Origin of the sequence: Hydrogenophaga sp. UC242_50 (assembly GCF_042697355.1) — a bacterium.
Taxonomy (GTDB): domain Bacteria; phylum Pseudomonadota; class Gammaproteobacteria; order Burkholderiales; family Burkholderiaceae_C; genus Hydrogenophaga.
In genome coordinates this window covers 854324-870535 of record NZ_CP170553.1, presented here as the reverse complement: position 1 = coordinate 870535, position 16212 = coordinate 854324, and the positions used below count along the sequence as shown (strand labels likewise).

The 16212-nt window shown below is 67.1% G+C and carries 18 protein-coding genes and 1 pseudogene; 18 read left to right on the top strand and 1 reads right to left on the bottom strand.

What is annotated here, in order from left to right:
* Positions 1-93 precede the first annotated feature (93 nt).
* Entirely contained in the window at positions 94-1842 is a 1749-nt protein-coding gene (locus tag ACFJGX_RS04520; protein WP_382322545.1) for an AIPR family protein, read from the bottom strand.
* 524 nt (positions 1843-2366) lie between these two features.
* Here ACFJGX_RS04520 and ACFJGX_RS04515 point away from each other — a divergent pair.
* From ACFJGX_RS04515 to hypE, 18 genes and pseudogenes are all read left to right on the top strand, one after another.
* Positions 2367-3449, top strand: coding sequence for a hydrogenase small subunit (locus ACFJGX_RS04515; RefSeq protein WP_382322546.1), 1083 nt, complete (start codon positions 2367-2369; stop codon positions 3447-3449).
* Between the two features lie 35 nt (positions 3450-3484).
* Positions 3485-5344, top strand: coding sequence for a nickel-dependent hydrogenase large subunit (locus tag ACFJGX_RS04510; protein WP_382322547.1), 1860 nt, complete (start codon positions 3485-3487; stop codon positions 5342-5344).
* 29 nt (positions 5345-5373) lie between these two features.
* Positions 5374-5985 (top strand): HupE/UreJ family protein, encoded by a 612-nt coding sequence (locus tag ACFJGX_RS04505; protein ID WP_382322548.1) that lies wholly within the window; start codon positions 5374-5376, stop codon positions 5983-5985.
* Positions 5986-6016: 31 nt separating this feature from the next.
* On the top strand, positions 6017-6739 hold the full coding sequence (gene cybH / locus ACFJGX_RS04500) for a Ni/Fe-hydrogenase, b-type cytochrome subunit (RefSeq protein ID WP_382322549.1): 723 nt from the start codon (positions 6017-6019) through the stop codon (positions 6737-6739).
* Positions 6740-6741: 2 nt separating this feature from the next.
* Positions 6742-7077 carry a HigA family addiction module antitoxin gene (locus ACFJGX_RS04495; protein WP_382322550.1) on the top strand — a complete coding sequence of 112 codons (336 nt, stop codon included), beginning with the start codon at positions 6742-6744 and terminating at the stop codon, positions 7075-7077.
* 20 nt (positions 7078-7097) lie between these two features.
* Complete coding sequence (locus ACFJGX_RS04490) at positions 7098-7763, top strand: HyaD/HybD family hydrogenase maturation endopeptidase (RefSeq protein ID WP_382322551.1); 666 nt, start codon at positions 7098-7100, stop codon at positions 7761-7763.
* Position 7764: 1 nt separating this feature from the next.
* Complete coding sequence (locus tag ACFJGX_RS04485; protein WP_382322552.1) at positions 7765-8067, top strand: HypC/HybG/HupF family hydrogenase formation chaperone; 303 nt, start codon at positions 7765-7767, stop codon at positions 8065-8067.
* A 25-nt stretch (positions 8068-8092) separates the two neighbouring features.
* Complete coding sequence (locus ACFJGX_RS04480; protein WP_382322553.1) at positions 8093-8596, top strand: hydrogenase; 504 nt, start codon at positions 8093-8095, stop codon at positions 8594-8596.
* A gap of 15 nt (positions 8597-8611) precedes the next feature.
* The gene (locus ACFJGX_RS04475; protein ID WP_382322554.1) at positions 8612-9490 is read left to right on the top strand and encodes a hydrogenase expression/formation C-terminal domain-containing protein; all 879 of its coding nucleotides are present in this window, start codon (positions 8612-8614) and stop codon (positions 9488-9490) included.
* Positions 9487-9714: a rubredoxin gene (locus ACFJGX_RS04470; protein WP_382322555.1), complete on the top strand. Its 228-nt coding sequence runs from the start codon at positions 9487-9489 to the stop codon at positions 9712-9714. The genes ACFJGX_RS04475 and ACFJGX_RS04470 overlap by 4 nt, the downstream gene beginning before the upstream one ends.
* A gap of 8 nt (positions 9715-9722) precedes the next feature.
* Positions 9723-10172 carry a [NiFe]-hydrogenase assembly chaperone HybE gene (hybE, locus tag ACFJGX_RS04465; RefSeq protein WP_382322556.1) on the top strand — a complete coding sequence of 150 codons (450 nt, stop codon included), beginning with the start codon at positions 9723-9725 and terminating at the stop codon, positions 10170-10172.
* The gene (locus ACFJGX_RS04460; RefSeq protein ID WP_382322557.1) at positions 10169-11308 is read left to right on the top strand and encodes a hypothetical protein; all 1140 of its coding nucleotides are present in this window, start codon (positions 10169-10171) and stop codon (positions 11306-11308) included. Before hybE ends, ACFJGX_RS04460 begins: the two co-directional genes overlap by 4 nt.
* The gene (locus tag ACFJGX_RS04455; protein WP_382322558.1) at positions 11301-11648 is read left to right on the top strand and encodes a hydrogenase maturation nickel metallochaperone HypA; all 348 of its coding nucleotides are present in this window, start codon (positions 11301-11303) and stop codon (positions 11646-11648) included. Before ACFJGX_RS04460 ends, ACFJGX_RS04455 begins: the two co-directional genes overlap by 8 nt.
* 26 nt (positions 11649-11674) lie before the next feature.
* Positions 11675-12544 (top strand): hydrogenase nickel incorporation protein HypB, encoded by an 870-nt coding sequence (hypB, locus tag ACFJGX_RS04450; RefSeq protein ID WP_382327839.1) that lies wholly within the window; start codon positions 11675-11677, stop codon positions 12542-12544.
* Entirely contained in the window at positions 12541-13716 is a 1176-nt protein-coding gene (locus ACFJGX_RS04445; protein ID WP_382322560.1) for a carbamoyltransferase HypF, read from the top strand. Before hypB ends, ACFJGX_RS04445 begins: the two co-directional genes overlap by 4 nt.
* Entirely contained in the window at positions 13707-13943 is a 237-nt protein-coding gene (locus ACFJGX_RS04440) for a HypC/HybG/HupF family hydrogenase formation chaperone (RefSeq protein WP_382322561.1), read from the top strand. Before ACFJGX_RS04445 ends, ACFJGX_RS04440 begins: the two co-directional genes overlap by 10 nt.
* Positions 13940-15100 carry a hydrogenase formation protein HypD gene (gene hypD / locus ACFJGX_RS04435; RefSeq protein WP_382322562.1) on the top strand — a complete coding sequence of 387 codons (1161 nt, stop codon included), beginning with the start codon at positions 13940-13942 and terminating at the stop codon, positions 15098-15100. The genes ACFJGX_RS04440 and hypD overlap by 4 nt, the downstream gene beginning before the upstream one ends.
* Positions 15097-16211 (top strand): annotated as a pseudogene (gene hypE / locus ACFJGX_RS04430) (hydrogenase expression/formation protein HypE). Before hypD ends, hypE begins: the two are co-directional and overlap by 4 nt.
* The last annotated feature ends 1 nt before the right edge of the window (position 16212 follow it).

Below are 16212 nucleotides of genomic sequence, written 5' to 3'. Positions count from 1 at the left end.
TTTCAAATGCCTCTCCTGCGCTCATCAGCTTTCGATTGGCCTTCATACACAACTTACAACTACTCCGGCCTTATCACAAGAGGAGTTCAATGCCTACTTTTGCTGCACCTTCGCTTTGAAGTTCTTGAATTGCGATGCATTGGCCGACGCTGTTGTTTCCACTAAGGACTGAAACTTTACGATTGCAGCCTCGCTTCGTTCCAAGCTCTTGAGACCATCGTTTAGGGCCTCTTCCAAGTGAATTGCAAGGGGCGCTGTAAGCTCCACAATTTCAGACCAAATTTTTTGCGCATCCTTCGGCGATACACGATCTCCGAACGAAAGACGATACAAGTTAGATACTCTTTTCCCAAGGAATGTCTCGATACAAGCGGCAAGGGCACTAACGAGAAGATAAATGGAACCTCGCTTGCGGAAAAACGCTAGTTGTTTATCTTCAGTCTTGGTCAATGCAGAATTTGATCTGTTTTTCTGCGTAAGCGTAAGTTTCCTTTGCTCTACCGCCCTCAGAAGGCTGAAGGAGAACACGATATGTGTGGCAGAAGTCTCCTCATTGAAGTACCTAGAATAGAGGCGGTCGTTGATCCAGATATTTGTTTTCTGGTTGTAGGCCGTCACTGGATCGCCGTGAAATGCAGCCAAACTTTGGCCAACAGTATACGAGGGAAGTAGATTTGGTCGCCGTGCAATAGCATCGCCAGAACCGCCTCTTCGACCACCTTCATACTCTGCGTTCGGAATCCTGCTCATCTGATCCTTTAGTCGCTTTTGTACGCTATCGGTACTTCTAAAGTCGGATGCAGTCACTTTATTCTGACTGTTGTTGAACTGAATGATGCTGTGGACCAAATCACTATCACTGGTCTTAACAAACCTAGCGGGGATTTGAAGTTTTGAACTAGGCACCTTGGAAAGTGAACCGAGAGCGCCGGTGGTCTGAGCACCATTAACAATCGACATACCTGAGATCTTCAGTTGCTGCTTCCGCCCAACATTGATCAGCTCAAAATCATTAACCAGGATTGTCAGTCCATTGTTGTAAACCCAAAAATTCTGCGGCTCACCTTCAGCCGTCTTCTTGATACCATTATTAATATTTGAGTCACTAGATCTCGATCCAAGATAATCTCTCACATTGGCCGAGAAAATTTTGGTTTTATGTTTCTTGTAAGTTCGATGCAGAAATACTGCTGGAACAGAGGTTACAAATGCATTCCAATCCGTTTCCGCCACCTCGTAACCGTGAGGGATATCAATGAGAAATTCATCATTGACAAGAATCGGGGAAAGTGTTTCGCTATACCAAGTCTCGAATGTGGCACGGCCAACTTCGGACACTGAGGTAGCCACATTTCGCTCAGAAAAATGACGTTTGAGAGCGGCAACAGCTGTCTCTTCGACAGTCTTGAGTTCGCTTTTTACCTGAGTGGATTCAGGAAGATTATGGACATACCAAATATAGAGCTTCTTTATTTCACCATTGTCTATTCCTTGACGAAGCTGCATTGCGGCTGATCGAATTCGCTCCGGCAACTCTTTCGATGATGCCTGAAGAAGCCAGCTGATTGCAGTATTGAGATCAGAGGCTTTATTCGCTGGCGCGCTCTGCTTTTGCCTTGTCGCGAGGTAGCATTGCGTAACGACAGCGTAGCCTTCATTCTCATCAATGTAGACAATGTCACATTTTTTATCATCACTCCCATCGGTGATAGCATCCGCCGCCACTGTGGCTAGGTCTTCTATATTGAACCGTAACCCAAGCGCGAAGAGTCCTAGAGCGTTGTCTCCGTAGGCTGTAAGGTCTGTTCTAGCTTGGTAGGCTGTCTCCCATGCCTTTGTCATTTCATTCCCTTGAATCTTGATGAAGGAGCTGAAAATATAGCCCGAATCTGCAAAGAACGATGGGGCATGCTGAGATCGATAGCTGGGGCTGTGCCAAAGTTGGCAATGTTTGGCAACAAGCCACGAGCCAGACGAACTATGCCGCTGACAAATAAAAGGACTCTTCCGCCTTGTGGAAGCCTGTGTCCCCCATAAATTTTTCGTCGTCGTTGCGAGGGCGAGATTTTTGGGCGCTGTAGTGTCAGTCCATCACCCAGAGGTGGGCAGGTACGTGTAAACAATTCATTCGATTGAACTTTCACTGCAAGACTTTCTTTCAATCCAACACCGGCACCGGCAACCTCGCTTCCACCCCTAAATCCCCCCGCCTCCCACGCCGCGCGCACTCCCGCGCCGCATCCCAACAAAAACAACCACTTAGAAGCGCTCCCCAGGGTATTCCCGGACATGGAGCGGGCTGGCGCACGACTTGCAAATCAGCGTGTCGCCCCCCGCCCCCAACAAAGCACCGGAGACATCCCGTCATGGAAACCTTCTACGAGGTCATGCGCCGCAAAGGCATTTCGCGCCGCAGCTTTCTCAAATACTGCTCGCTCACGGCCACCTCGCTGGGGTTGGCGCCTTCCTTTGTGCCGCAGATCGCGCACGCCATGGAAAACAAGCCGCGCACACCGGTGCTGTGGCTGCACGGGCTGGAATGCACCTGCTGCACCGAATCGTTCATCCGCAGCGCCCACCCGCTGGCCAAAGACGTGGTGCTCTCCATGATCTCGCTGGACTACGACGACACGCTCATGGCCGCCGCCGGCCACCAGGCCGAGGCGATCCTCGAAGAGATCATGACGAAGTACAAGGGCCAGTACATCCTGGCCGTGGAAGGCAACCCGCCGCTGAACGAAGACGGCATGTTCTGCATCCAGTCGGGCAAGCCTTTCGTTGAAAAGCTCAAGCACGTGGCGAAGGACGCCAAGGCCATCATCGCCTGGGGTTCGTGCGCTTCCTGGGGTTGCGTGCAGGCGGCCAAGCCGAACCCGACGCAGGCCACGCCGATCCACAAGGTGATCACCGACAAGCCCATCATCAAGGTGCCGGGCTGCCCGCCCATCCCCGAGGTGATGACGGGTGTCATCACCTACATGCTCACCTTCGACCGCGTGCCCGAGCTGGACCGCCAAGGCCGCCCGAAGATGTTTTACAGCCAGCGCATCCACGACAAGTGCTACCGCCGCCCGCATTTCGACGCGGGCCAGTTCGTGGAGGCGTGGGACGACGAGTCCGCACGCAAGGGCTATTGCCTCTACAAGGTGGGCTGCAAGGGCCCCACCACCTACAACGCCTGCTCCACCGTGCAGTGGAACGAGGGCACGAGCTTCCCCATCAAGGCGGGCCACGGCTGCATCGGCTGTTCGGAAGACGGCTTCTGGGACAAGGGTTCGTTCTACGACCGCCTGACCGACATCCACGCCTTCGGCATCGAAGCCAACGCCGACCAGATCGGCGCCACCGCCGCCGGCGTGGTGGGCGCGGCCGTGGCGGCGCATGCCGCCATCTCGGTGCGCAAGCGCGCCCGCGACACCCGCAAGACCGACGCACCCGCCAGCCACTGACACCCCACAACCAGAACGAACACGAGGAACACCAGATGGGTGCTTACGAAACTCAAGGCTTCCGCATGGACAACACGGGCCGGCGCATCGTCGTCGACCCGGTGACGCGCATCGAAGGCCACATGCGCTGCGAGGTGAACCTCGACAGCAACAACGTGATCCGCAACGCGGTGTCCACCGGCACCATGTGGCGCGGGCTGGAGGTGATCCTGAAGGGCCGCGACCCGCGCGACGCCTGGGCGTTCGTGGAACGCATCTGCGGCGTGTGCACCGGCTGCCACGCGCTGGCCTCGGTGCGCGCGGTGGAAGACGCGCTGGGCATCCGCATTCCGCTGAATGCCCACCTCATCCGCGAGATGATGGCCAAGACGCTGCAGGTACACGACCACGCGGTGCATTTCTACCACCTGCACGCGCTGGACTGGGTGGACGTGGTCTCGTGCCTGAAGGCGGACCCGAAGAAGACCAGCGATCTGCAGCACATCGTGTCGCCTTCGCACCCGCTGTCGTCGCCGGGCTACTTCCGCGACGTGCAGAACCGGCTCAAGAAGTTCGTGGAGAGCGGCCAGCTCGGCCCCTTCGCGAACGGCTACTGGGGCTCCAAGGCCTATGTGCTGCCGCCCGAGGCCAACCTGATGGCCGTCACCCACTACCTGGAGGCGCTGGACCTGCAGAAGGAATGGGTGAAGGTGCACACCATCTTCGGCGGCAAGAACCCGCACCCGAACTACCTGGTGGGCGGCGTGCCCTGCGCGATCAACATCGATGGCAACGGCGCGGCCGGCGCCCCGATCAACATGGAGCGGCTGAATTTCGTGCAGGCCCGCATCCAGGAGATGATCGATTTCAACAACAACGTCTACATCCCGGACGTGCTGGCCATCGGCACCATCTACAAGCAAGCCGGCTGGCTGTACGGCGGCGGCCTCTCGGCCACCAACGTGGCGGACTACGGCACGTATGAGAAGGTGCCTTACGACCACAGCACGCACCAGCTGCCCGGCGGCGTGATCCTGAATGGCGACTGGAACAAGATCCACGAGATCGACCCGCGCGACCCCGAGCAGGTGCAGGAGTTCGTGACGCACAGCTGGTACAAGTACGGCGACGAAACCAAGGGCCTGCACCCCTGGGACGGCGTGACCGAGGCCAACTACACGCCCGAGGGCCCGAACTTCAAGGGCACGCGCACCAAGATCGAGAACCTCGACGAGTCGGCCAAGTACTCGTGGATCAAGTCGCCGCGCTGGCGCGGCCACGCGGTGGAGGTGGGCCCGCTCTCGCGCTACATCCTGGGCTATGCGCATGCCACGCAAGGCAACAAGTTCTGCCAGCGCGTGAAGCAGCAGGTGGACGAGGCCGCGGTGGCGATCAACAGCGCCATCCCGAAGGCGCTGGGCATGCCCGAGACCAAGTACAGCGCCAAGCAGCTGCTGCCCACCACCATCGGCCGCACGCTGGCGCGCGCGCTGGAGAGCCAGTACGCCGCCGAGATGATGATGGACGACTTCAAGCAGCTGGTCGGCAACATCAAGGCCGGCGACACCAGCACGGCCAACATCGAGAAGTGGGACCCGAGCACCTGGCCGAAGGAGGCCAAGGGCGTGGGCACGGTGGCCGCGCCGCGCGGCATGCTGGGCCACTGGATCCGCATCAAGGACGGCAAGATCGAGAACTACCAGTGCGTGGTGCCCACCACCTGGAACGGCTCGCCGCGCGACCACAAGGGCCAGATCGGCGCCTTCGAGGCCTCGCTGATGAACACGCCCATGGTCAACCCCGAGCAGCCGCTGGAGATCCTGCGCACGCTGCACAGCTTCGACCCCTGCCTGGCCTGCTCCACCCACGTGATGAGCGAAGACGGCCAGGAGATGAGCCACGTCACGGTTCGCTGAACGCCCCCACAAGAACGAGGAGATTCCCCATGACATTCAAGAGCAACACCGCGCGCGGCCTGATCGCCGCCACCCTGCTGGCCGGCGCGGCCGGCGCCGCGCAGGCCCACACGGGCCACGGCACCAGCAGCCTGTTCGAGGGCCTGGTGCACCCCTTCGGGCCCGACCACCTGCTGGCCATGGTGGCCGTGGGCGTGTGGTCGGTCTCGGCGCTGCCGGCGAACAAGGCCTGGCAGGGCCCGGCCACCTTTCTGCTGGCGCTCATCGTCAGCGCCACGCTGGGCATGCTCGGTGTGACGGTGCCTTACCTCGAACACGGCGTGTCGCTCTCGGTGGTGCTGTTCGGCGGCATGCTGCTGCTCGCGCGCCGCGCCACGGTGTCGCCGGCCATCGGCCTGGGGCTGATCGCCGCCGCCGCGTCGCTGCACGGCCTGGCGCACGGTTCCGAAACGCCCGAGAGCGGTTTCGCCGGTTACGCGGTGGGCTTTCTGTTCACCACCGCGCTGTTGCACGTGGGCGGCGTGGGCATCGGCCTGGGCATCCGGCGCTGGCTGGCCGAGCGCAGCGGCTGGGCGCTGGGCGGCCTGGGCGCGCTGCTGAGCGCCGCCGGCCTGTACCTCTTCGGCCAGCTCGCGGCCTGACGCGGCAGCACCCTCTTTCAAGGAGGTCACCATGTCCACCCCATCCTCCACGGCGCGCGCCAACGCGGACGCGCTCGAACTGCAGCAGGGCCAGACGATCCGCTCGGTCTATGTGTACGAGGTGCCGGTGCGCCTCTGGCACTGGATCAACGCGCTGTCGATCACCGTGCTGTGCGTCACCGGCTATTTCATCGGCCAGCCGCTGCCCACCATGCCGGGCGAGGCCAGCGCGAACTACCTCATGGGCTACATCCGTTTTGCCCACTTCGCGGCGGGCTACATCATGGCCGTGGGCCTGGTGGCGCGCGCCTACTGGGCGTTGGTGGGCAACCACCACGCCAAGGAGCTGTTCTGGGTGCCGATGTTCCAGAAGGCCTACTGGCGCGAGGTGTTCAACATGCTGCGCTGGTACCTGTTCCTGATCCCCAAGCCCAACCAGTACGTGGGCCACAACCCGCTGGCGCGGTTCGCGATGTTCGCGTTCTACCTGATGCTGTCGATCTTCATGATCGTCACCGGTTTTGCGCTGTACAGCGAGGGCTCGCAGGCCGGCTCGTGGCAGGACCACCTGTTCGGCTGGGTGATCCCGCTCATGGGCCAGAGCCAGGACGTGCACACCTGGCACCGCCTGGGCATGTGGGGCATCGTCACCTTCGTGCTGCTGCACATCTACGCGGCCATTCGCGAAGACATCATGGGCCGCCAGAGCATCGTGAGCACGATGATCTCCGGCCACCGCACGTTCAAGGAATGAGCGTGAAACGCGCAGCAGTTGCCTTCAAGCTCGCCCCGGCCCTGCCGCCGGTGGGCGTGCCGCTGCGCGTGCCCACGCACCCGGGGCGGCTGCTGGCGCGCACCTGCCTGCGCCCGCTCTCGCTCAACCAGAGCGAGGCCGCGCGGCTGCTGGGCCTGTCGCGCCGGCGGCTGCACGAGCTGGTGCACGGCCAGCGTGCGATGTCGCCCGACACCGCGATTCGCTGCGCGCGCGTCTTCCGCGTGGACGCGGGCTTCTGGCTCGCGCAGCAAGCCGCCTGGGACAGCTTCCACGCCTGGAAGCGCCTGCGCGCGGCCGCCCTTCTTTCTTCCACCTGATTTTTGTGAGCCTGCCCACCATGAGCCTCACCTCGCCTGAAAACGCCTGTCACCCCAGCGGTGACACCCCGCCTTCCGCCATCTGCGTGCTGGGCATCGGCAACCTGCTGTGGGCCGACGAAGGCTTCGGCGTGCGCTGCGTGGAAGCGCTGCAGCAGCGCCATCAGTTCGCGCCCCACGTGTCGCTGGTGGACGGCGGCACGCAAGGCCTGTACCTCATCCAGCACGTGCAGGCGGCCGACTGCCTTTTGATCTTCGATGCGATCGACTACGGCCTGGCCCCGGGCACGCTGAAGCTGGTGCGCGACGACGAGGTGCCGCGATTCCTGGGCGCGAAGAAGATGAGCCTGCACCAGACCGGTTTCCAGGAAGTGCTCTCGCTCGCCCAGCTCACCGGCCAGTACCCGGCCCAGGTGCTGCTGATCGGCTGCCAGCCGCAGGAGCTGGAGGACTACGGCGGCAGCCTGCGCCCGGTGGTGAAGGCCGCGATGGACGAAGCCCTGGCGCTGGCCGTGGCCGAGATCGCGCGCTGGGGCGGTGAGCCCGTGCCGCGCCGCGAGCCGCTGAGCGGGCGCGAGACCGTGACCATGGACGAGCTCGCGCTCGCCGCGTATGAGACCCAGCGCCCCGCGCCCGACGCGGCCTGCCGAGAAGGCGACGAGCGCTTCTTTCCGCAGGGTGCTTGAGATGTGCATCGGCATGCCCATGCAGGTCACGGCCATCGAGCCCGGCCACGCGCAGTGCGAAGGGCGCGGCGAGCGCCGCCGCGTGACCACCGCGCTGGTGGGCGACGTGGCGCCGGGCGACTGGCTGCTGGTGTTCCTGGGCGATGCGCGCGAGCGCATCGACGCCGAGCGCGCCAGCGAAGTGAACGCCGCGCTGAACCTGGTGCTGGGCGCCATGCAGGGCCAGGGCGCCGACGGCGAGGCCGGCTTCGAGCTGCCTTCGCGCATGAGCGCCGAGCAATTGCGCCAGCTCGCCCACGGTTGAATTCCCTTCTTCAGGAGACTTTGTCATGACCACCGAGACCGCTTTCCGCCCGCTGGCCGTCACCCCGCCCAGCACCGACCCCGCCGCGCCGCTGGTGATGCGCCTGGTGCGCGAGTTCGGCGCCGCCCTCGTCGACGAGACCAGCGTGGCCGACTGGGCCGCCCAGCCCGGCGACCGCGTGCTGCTGCTGGCCGGCGACGCCGTGCGCTTCCCCGAAGGCCAGGACGTGGCCGCCGTGCTGCCCGAGCTCATGAAGGTGTTTGCCGGCCGCTTCGCGGTGGCCGCCGTGCCGCGCGAGAGCGAAGACGCGGTGGCGCGCCGCTACGGCTCGCAGCGCTGGCCTTCGCTGCTGTTCTTCCGCGGCGGGCAATACGTCACCGCCATCGCCGGCATGCAGGACTGGGACGTGTACCTGCAAGGCGTGGACGCCGCGCTGCGCATGCCGCCTTCGCGCCCGCCCACCATCGGCATTCCCGTCGTGAGCAAGACGGCGGCTTCTTCTTCCAGCGACGCCGGCGGCTGCCACTGAACCCAAGGACACCCCATGAAAGACTTCCCCATTCCGCTCGTGGCCCTGGGCCCCGGCACGCAACCCGAAGACGAGTCGCTCGACTACCTGCCCCTGCCCAAGGACATGAGCACCTACCGCCCGCCGGTGCTGCCCGAGCCCGAGGAACTGGTGGGGCTGGACCAGGCGCGCGCCGCGCTGCAGCAGGTGCTGACCTTGCTGGAACAGGGGGCCGAGGGCGGTGCCCCGGGCCTGGTGCCGCTGCGCCAGCTCGCGCCGCGCGACTTCCGCATCATCAACCAGGTGCTGGGCGAGGGCGAGGCCAGCGCCATCGTGCAGCTGGGCGCGGGCAACCTGGAAGTGCGCGTGCAGGAGTCGGTGTTCGCCGGCGTCTGGCGCCTCATGACCTGGCGCCACGAGGAAGGCCGCGACGCCGAGCTGGTGGACGACGCGATCGAAGTCGGCCCGGTGCCTTCGCTGTTCGCCGCCACCGCCGCCGAAGACGTGTGGGCCAGCCCGCCGCAGTGGAACGGCCTGCTGCCGCCGAATGTGCAGAACGCACCGCTGCTGGTGGACGAGATCCGCGACCAGGTGGCGCGCTGGCAGCCCGGCCAGGTCTCGCACGTGGTCAACCTCACGCTGCTGCCCGTCACGCCCGAAGACATCGGCTTCCTGGACCACCAGCTCGGCACCGGCCGCGTGCTCATGCTCTCGCGCGGGTACGGCAACTGCCGCATCTCCAACACGCGGCTGCCGAACTGCTGGCGCGTGGTGTACTACAACTCCATGGACAAGGTGATCCTCAACACGGTGGAGGTGGTGGACATGCCCGAGGTGGCGATGGCCGCGCCCGAAGACCTGCGCGATTCGCACGAGCGCCTGCGCGAAGTGATGGCCTGGCTGGAGGCGGTATGAGCGGCGAGCACTTCGAGGGCTTCGAGGGCTCCTACCTCGGCAACCGCGAGGTGCTGCAAGCCGGCTCGCGCCTGGAGTGCAAGATCTGCTGGTGGGTCTACGACCCCGCCGTGGGCGACCCGCAGTGGCAGATCCCCGCCGGCACGCCCTTCGCCGACCTGCCGTCGCATTGGCGCTGCCCGAACTGTGATTGCGAGCCCGATCAGTTTTTGTTGTTGCCATGATGAACCGCGTGCAAGCCCTCGAAGACTTCTACCGGCATGTGCAGGCCGAGCGCATGCAGGGCGTTCCGCTGCTCAATGCCGCGCTGTGCGTGGAAGCGGTGGGCTTCGAGTGGGCGAGGACCGGTGACGAAGACCCCGTGGCCGAGGGCGTGCTCATCACGCCCTGGTTCATGAGCCTGGTGCGCCTGCCCGCGCAGCCGCTTCCGCACGGCGGCCAGGTGGGCCGCAGCTTCGTTCGCGATTTCGGCAGCGAGCGCTTTGACTTCATCGGCGCGCACGACCCCGCCGTGGGCTACCACGAGACCTGCGCGCTGTTCTCGCCCATGGGCGAGTTCGCCACGCAGGCCCTGGCGCGCGAGACCGCGCGCGAAGCGCTGGCGCTCACCCGACCCGCGCCCCAGGTCACCCCCCCACCCGTGCCCTCGCGCCGCGCCTTCTTCCTGGGAGGCCGCGCATGAACCTGGTCGCCCCCGGCGGTCTGGCCCACCTGGCGGGCGCCCTGCGCTTCACGCCAGGCGCGCCGCCGCCGCACAGCCTGCAGAGCACGCGCCAGGACTGGGCCGCGCGCATGGGCCACGGCGTGCCGCCGGCGCGCCTGCCCGGGCTGATGGCCAGCCTGTTCAACCTCTGCAGCCACGCGCACCGCCTGTGTTGCCAGCTCGCCATCGGCGCGGCCGCGCCCGGCCTGCTGCCGCCGCCCCAGGCCGTGGCCGAGCGCCTGCGCCGCGAGACCGCGGCCGAGCACCTCCGCCGCATCGGCCTGGACTGGCCGCGCCTGCTCGCACCGGGTGACGCGCCCACCGCGGCCCAGGCCGCCGCTGCGCTGCGCGGCTGCCCCTGGCCCGCGCAGGACGACCCCGCCCCCTGGCCCGCGCTGCGCCACTGGCTGCAGCACGCGCTGCTGCGCTTGCCCGCGAGCGACTGGCTCGCGGCCTGGCAGGCCGGCGGCACCGACTGGCTCGACACCTGGGCCCAGCGCCACGAACAGTGGCTGCCCCTGCTGCTGCGCCGCGCCCACAGCGCCGACGCCTTCGCCCCGCTCACGCACGAGACCGCGCTGCGCCCGCACGCCCACCCGCCCAGCCTGTGCATGTTGGGCGCCACGCTCGCGCACAAACCCGCCTTCGCGCTGCGCCCGCTGTGGCATGGCGCCTGCGCCCACACCGGCCCCTGGAGCCGCCTCGGTGCCGTGGCCGACGGCGTGCCGCTCACGCCCTGGGCGCTGCTGGGCACCCGCATCGCCGAGCTGGTGCGCCTCGCGCTCGACGGCGGCGACGCCTGCCTGGACTGGGGCGCCGTAGCCACCGGCCCCCGTCGCGGCCTGGCCTGGGTGGAGATGGCGCGTGGCCTGCTGGTGCATCAGGTCGAGGTGGACCCCGAGGCGCAGCGCGTGCTGGCCTGCCGCGTGGTCGCGCCGACCGAATGGAACTTCCACCCGCAAGGCGAGGTGGCGCAGCGCCTGGCGCGGCTCGACCCCGAGCTGCCCGACTGCGCGATCGCGCGGCGTGTGAACCTGCTGGTGGCCGCCTTCGACCCCTGCGTGCCCTTCGCCATCGAACACCTCGCGCGCGCCCCGGAGGTGGACCATGCATGAGGCCAGCCTCGCCGGCGGCGTGCTCCAGCTGGTGGAAGACACGGCCGCGCGCGAAGGCTTCCAGCGCCTGCTCGCGCTGCGGCTCGAGGCCGGCCAGCTCGCGGGCGTGGACGTGCGCGCGCTGCGCTTCGCATTGGAGGCGCTGGCCCCCGGCACGCTGCTCGAAGGCGCGGCGATCGAGATCGAAGAACCCCCGGGCCAGGCCTGGTGCCTGGGCTGTTCGCAGACCGTGGCCCTGGCCCAGCGCGGCGACGCCTGCCCGGCTTGCGGCAGTTTCCATCTGCAGCCGACCGGTGGCGCTGAATTGCGCGTGCTGGACATGCAGGTGGCCGATGATTGAACCCCCACGAAAACAGGAGACCGACCATGTGTGTCGTATGTGGATGCAGTGACCATGTCGCGGGCGCCGCCGTGGCCGCGCCGGCCGCGCTGCAGGTGAACCCCGCCAACGGCGACCTGCACTTCGGTGCCGGCGCCGCGCGCGTCTCGGTGCCCGGCATGAGCCAGGCGCGCGCCATCAAGCTGGAGACCGACATCCTCGGCGCCAACAACCGCGTGGCCGCGCACAACCGCGCGCACTTCCATGCGCACGGGGTGACCGCGCTCAACCTGGTGTCCAGCCCGGGCTCGGGCAAGACCACGCTGCTGTGCGCCACCATCGAGGCGCTCAAGGCGCGCGCACCCGGCCTGCACGTGGCGGTGATCGAGGGCGACCAGCAGACCAGCTTCGACGCCGACCGCATCCGCGCCACCGGCGCGCCCGCGATCCAGGTCAACACCGGCAAGGGCTGCCACCTCGACGCGCCCATGGTGGCCGAGGCCTTCGCGCGGCTGCACTCGCACCACGGTGATCACCATGACCACGATCACCACCATCACCACCACGACGAACACAGCCTGCTGTTCATCGAGAACGTGGGCAACCTGGTGTGCCCCGCCGTGTGGGACCTGGGCGAAGCCGCGAAGGTGCGCATCCTCTCGGTGACCGAGGGCGAGGACAAGCCGCTGAAGTACCCCGACATGTTCGCCGCCGCCTCGTTGATGGTGCTCAACAAGACCGACCTGCTGCCGCACGTGCGCTTCGACGTGGCGCGCTGCATCGAGCTCGCGCGGCGCGTGAACCCGGGCATCGAGGTGATCCAGCTCAGCGCCACCACCGGCGACGGCATGGACGCCTGGCTGCACTGGCTGGACCACCAGATGCACCACGACCACGATCATCACGTCCACGCATGATCGCCACCACCCCCGTGCTCGCCTGCGGCGCCTGGCTGAAGAACGCCGCGTGCCTGCTCGACGCGCAGGGCCGGGCCCACTGGACGGCGGTGCACGGCGACCTGAGCGACCCGGCCGCCTGCGCCGCGCTCGAAGCCTCGGCCCGCGCGCTGCTGCAACAGCACGGGCCGGTGGCCGCGGTGGCGCACGACCTGCACCCGGACTTCTTCAGCAGCCGACTGGCGATGGACCTCGCCGAATCGCTGGGCGTGCCCGCCATCGGTGTGCAGCACCACCACGCGCACATCGCGGCCGTGGTGGCCGAACACGGCATCGAAGGCCCGGTGATCGGCCTCGCACTCGACGGCGTGGGCCTGGGCGATGACGGCCAGGCCTGGGGCGGTGAACTGCTGCTGGTGGACGGCGCGCGCTGCCAGCGCCTGGGCCACCTGCACCCGCTGGCCCTGCCCGGCGGCGACCGCGCCGCGCGCGAGCCCTGGCGCATGGCCGCCAGCGCCCTGCACGCGCTGGGCCGGGGCGCGGAGACCGTGCCGCGCTTCGCCCCCGTGGTGGGCCAGGCCACGGCCAGCGGCGTGCAGCAGATGCTGGCGCGCGGGCTGAACTGCCCGCCCACCAGCAGCGCCGGTCGCTGGTTCGACGCCGCCGCCGCCGCGCTGGGCCTGAGCGTGCGCCAGACCGAGGAGGCCGAGGCCGCCATCGCGCTCGAAGCCGCCGCCGCGCGCTGGCTCGCCTTGCACCCGGCGCAGCCGCCCCTGCCCGCCTCGCTGGTGGACCTGCTCACCGACGCCCTGCCCGACGGCCAGCGCCGGCTCGACCTGCGCGGCCTGTTCGCCGCGCTGCTCGACGTGCGCACCGACCGCGTGGACGAGGCGGCGGCGGGTTTTCACCTCGCGCTGGCCGATGCGCTGGCGCACTGGGCCACGCGCGCCGCGCACGACCACGGCAGCACCACCGTGTGCCTGGGCGGCGGCTGCTTCTTCAACCGCCTGCTGCGCGAGCGCGTGACCGAGCGCCTGCGCGGCGCCGGCCTCGGCGTGCACCTGCCCGGCCCGCACGGCTGCGGCGACGCCGGCCTGGCCCTGGGCCAGGCCTGGGCGGCCGCGCGCCAGCTCGAATCCCCCGCTTCCGTTCAGACAACGCCCCACGAAAAGGAAACCGAACCATGTGCCTAGCCATCCCCGCGCGGCTGGTGGAGCTGCGGCCCAACGACCAGGCGGTGGTCGATCTCGGCGGCATCCGCAAGGAGATCTCCATCGCCCTGGTGGCCGATGTGGAGGTCGGCGACTACGTGATCGTGCACGTGGGCCACGCCATCGGCACCATCGACCCCGAAGAGGCGGAGCGCACGCTGGCGCTGTTCGCCGAGATGGCCCGTTTGAACGAGGAGGCCACACCATGAAATACATCGACGAATTCCGCGACGGTGAGATTGCCCAGCAGCTGGGTGTGCGCATCGCCGCCGAAGCCCACCCCGACCGAACCTACAGCTTCATGGAGTTCTGCGGCGGCCACACGCACGCGATCTCGCGCTACGGCGTGATGGAGCTGCTGCCGCCCAACGTGAAGATGGTGCACGGCCCGGGCTGCCCGGTCTGCGTGCTGCCCATCGGCCGCATCGACCAGGCGATCGGCCTGGCGCTCGCGCAGGGCGCCATCGTCTGCACCTACGGCGACACCATGCGCGTGCCGGCGTCGGAAAGCCTTTCCTTGATCCGCGCCAAGGCGCGCGGTGGCGACATCCGCATGGTGTACTCGGCCGCCGATGCCTTGGCCCTGGCGCGCCAGAACCCGCAGCGCGAGGTGGTGTTCTTCGCCATCGGCTTCGAGACCACCACGCCACCGACCGCGCTCACCATCCAGCTCGCGCAGCGCGAGGGCCTCACCAATTTCAGCGTGCTGTGCTGCCATGTGCTCACGCCGTCGGCCATCACGCACATCCTGGAGTCGCCCGAGGTGCGCGAGTACGGCACCGTGCCCATCGACGGTTTCGTGGGCCCGGCGCACGTGAGCATCGTGATCGGTGCCGGCCCCTACGAGCACTTCGCCGAGGAGTACCGCAAGCCGGTGGTGATCGCCGGCTTCGAGCCGCTGGACGTGATGCAGGCCATCCTGATGCTGGTGCGCCAGGTCAACGAAGGCCGCGCCCACGTGGAAAACCAGTTCAAGCGCGCCGTCACCAGCGAAGGCAACCTCAAGGCGCAGGCGCTCGTGTCCGAGGTGTTCGAGCTGCGGCCCAGCTTCGAGTGGCGCGGCCTGGGCGAGGTGCCCTACAGCGCGCTGAAGATCCGCGAGGCGTATGCCGAATTCGACGCCGAGCGCCGCTTCGCGCTGACCTACCGCCCGGTGGCCGACAACAAGGCCTGCGAGTGCGGCGCGATCCTGCGCGGCGTGAAGAAGCCGACCGACTGCAAGATCTTCGGCACCGTGTGCACACCCGAGAACCCGGTGGGCTCGTGCATGGTGTCCAGCGAAGGCGCCTGCGCGGCGCACTACGCCTACGGCCGCTTTCGAGACATCCCCATCGCCACCGCCGCCATCGAGGAGGCCACGCCATGAGAACCGACACCGACCAGGCCGCCAGCGGCGAGGCCCCCGCACCGCGCCCGGTGAAGAAGAACTACACGCGCCCGCTCGACATCAAACACGGCCGCGTGGACATGGGCCACGGCGCGGGCGGCAAGGCCGCCGCGCAGCTGATCGAGGAGCTGTTCCTCGCCGCCTTCGACAACCCCTGGCTGCGCCAGGGCGACGACGGCGCGGTGCTGCCCCTGCCCTCGCTGAATCCCGGCCAGGGCCGGCTGGTGGTCGCCACCGACGCCCACGTGGTCTCGCCACTGTTCTTCCCCGGCGGCGACGTGGGCTGCCTCTCCGTACACGGCACCGTCAACGACGTGGCGATGTCCGGCGCCACGCCGCTGTGGCTGAGCGCGAGCTTCATCCTGGAAGAAGGCTTCCCGCTGATCGAGCTGCAGCGCGTGGTGCGCTCCATGGCACAGGCCGCGCGGGAGGCCGGCGTGCCCATCGTCACCGGCGACACCAAGGTGGTGGAAAAAGGCAAGGGCGACGGCGTGTTCATCAGCACCACCGGCATCGGCGTGCTGCCGCCGGGCGTGGACATCAGCGGGCGCAACGCGCGTGCGGGCGACGTGCTGCTGCTCTCCGGCACCATCGGCGACCACGGCGTGGCCGTGCTCTCGCAGCGCGAGTCGCTGGCCTTCGAGACCACCATCGAAAGCGACACCGCCGCCTTGCACACGCTGGTGGCGACCATGCTCGCGGCCGCGCCGGGCACCGTGCGCGTGCTGCGCGACCCCACGCGCGGCGGCCTGGCCACCACGCTCAACGAGATCGCGCGCCAGTCCGGCGTGGGCATGCTGCTGCAGGAGGCCGCCATCCCCGTGCGGCCGCAGGTGGACGCGGCCTGCGAGCTGCTCGGGCTGGACCCGCTCTACGTTGCGCAACGAAGGCAAGCTGGTCGCGGTGTGCGCGCCCGAGGCGGCCGAGGCCGTGCTCGCGGCCATGCGCGCCCACCCGCTGGGCACGGACGCCGCGCGCATCGGCGAGGTGACGGCCGACCCGCACCACTTCGTGCAGATCGCCGACGCGCTTCGGCGGTCGGCGCGTGGTGGACTGGTTGAGTGGCGAGCAGTTGCCGCGGATCTGCTGAT

Bases quoted from the DNA above. Each gene is read 5' to 3' on its own strand.
- ACFJGX_RS04520 (WP_382322545.1), bottom strand. From the start codon at position 1,842: ATGACAAAGGCATGGGAGACAGCCTACCAAGCTAGAACAGACCTTACA.
- ACFJGX_RS04515 (WP_382322546.1), top strand. From the start codon at position 2,367: ATGGAAACCTTCTACGAGGTCATGCGCCGCAAAGGCATTTCGCGCCGC.
- ACFJGX_RS04510 (WP_382322547.1), top strand. From the start codon at position 3,485: ATGGGTGCTTACGAAACTCAAGGCTTCCGCATGGACAACACGGGCCGG.
- ACFJGX_RS04505 (WP_382322548.1), top strand. From the start codon at position 5,374: ATGACATTCAAGAGCAACACCGCGCGCGGCCTGATCGCCGCCACCCTG.
- cybH (WP_382322549.1), top strand. From the start codon at position 6,017: ATGTCCACCCCATCCTCCACGGCGCGCGCCAACGCGGACGCGCTCGAA.
- ACFJGX_RS04490 (WP_382322551.1), top strand. From the start codon at position 7,098: ATGAGCCTCACCTCGCCTGAAAACGCCTGTCACCCCAGCGGTGACACC.
- ACFJGX_RS04485 (WP_382322552.1), top strand. From the start codon at position 7,765: ATGTGCATCGGCATGCCCATGCAGGTCACGGCCATCGAGCCCGGCCAC.
- ACFJGX_RS04480 (WP_382322553.1), top strand. From the start codon at position 8,093: ATGACCACCGAGACCGCTTTCCGCCCGCTGGCCGTCACCCCGCCCAGC.
- ACFJGX_RS04475 (WP_382322554.1), top strand. From the start codon at position 8,612: ATGAAAGACTTCCCCATTCCGCTCGTGGCCCTGGGCCCCGGCACGCAA.
- ACFJGX_RS04470 (WP_382322555.1), top strand. From the start codon at position 9,487: ATGAGCGGCGAGCACTTCGAGGGCTTCGAGGGCTCCTACCTCGGCAAC.
- ACFJGX_RS04460 (WP_382322557.1), top strand. From the start codon at position 10,169: ATGAACCTGGTCGCCCCCGGCGGTCTGGCCCACCTGGCGGGCGCCCTG.
- ACFJGX_RS04455 (WP_382322558.1), top strand. From the start codon at position 11,301: ATGCATGAGGCCAGCCTCGCCGGCGGCGTGCTCCAGCTGGTGGAAGAC.
- hypB (WP_382327839.1), top strand. From the start codon at position 11,675: ATGTGTGTCGTATGTGGATGCAGTGACCATGTCGCGGGCGCCGCCGTG.
- ACFJGX_RS04445 (WP_382322560.1), top strand. From the start codon at position 12,541: ATGATCGCCACCACCCCCGTGCTCGCCTGCGGCGCCTGGCTGAAGAAC.
- ACFJGX_RS04440 (WP_382322561.1), top strand. From the start codon at position 13,707: ATGTGCCTAGCCATCCCCGCGCGGCTGGTGGAGCTGCGGCCCAACGAC.
- hypD (WP_382322562.1), top strand. From the start codon at position 13,940: ATGAAATACATCGACGAATTCCGCGACGGTGAGATTGCCCAGCAGCTG.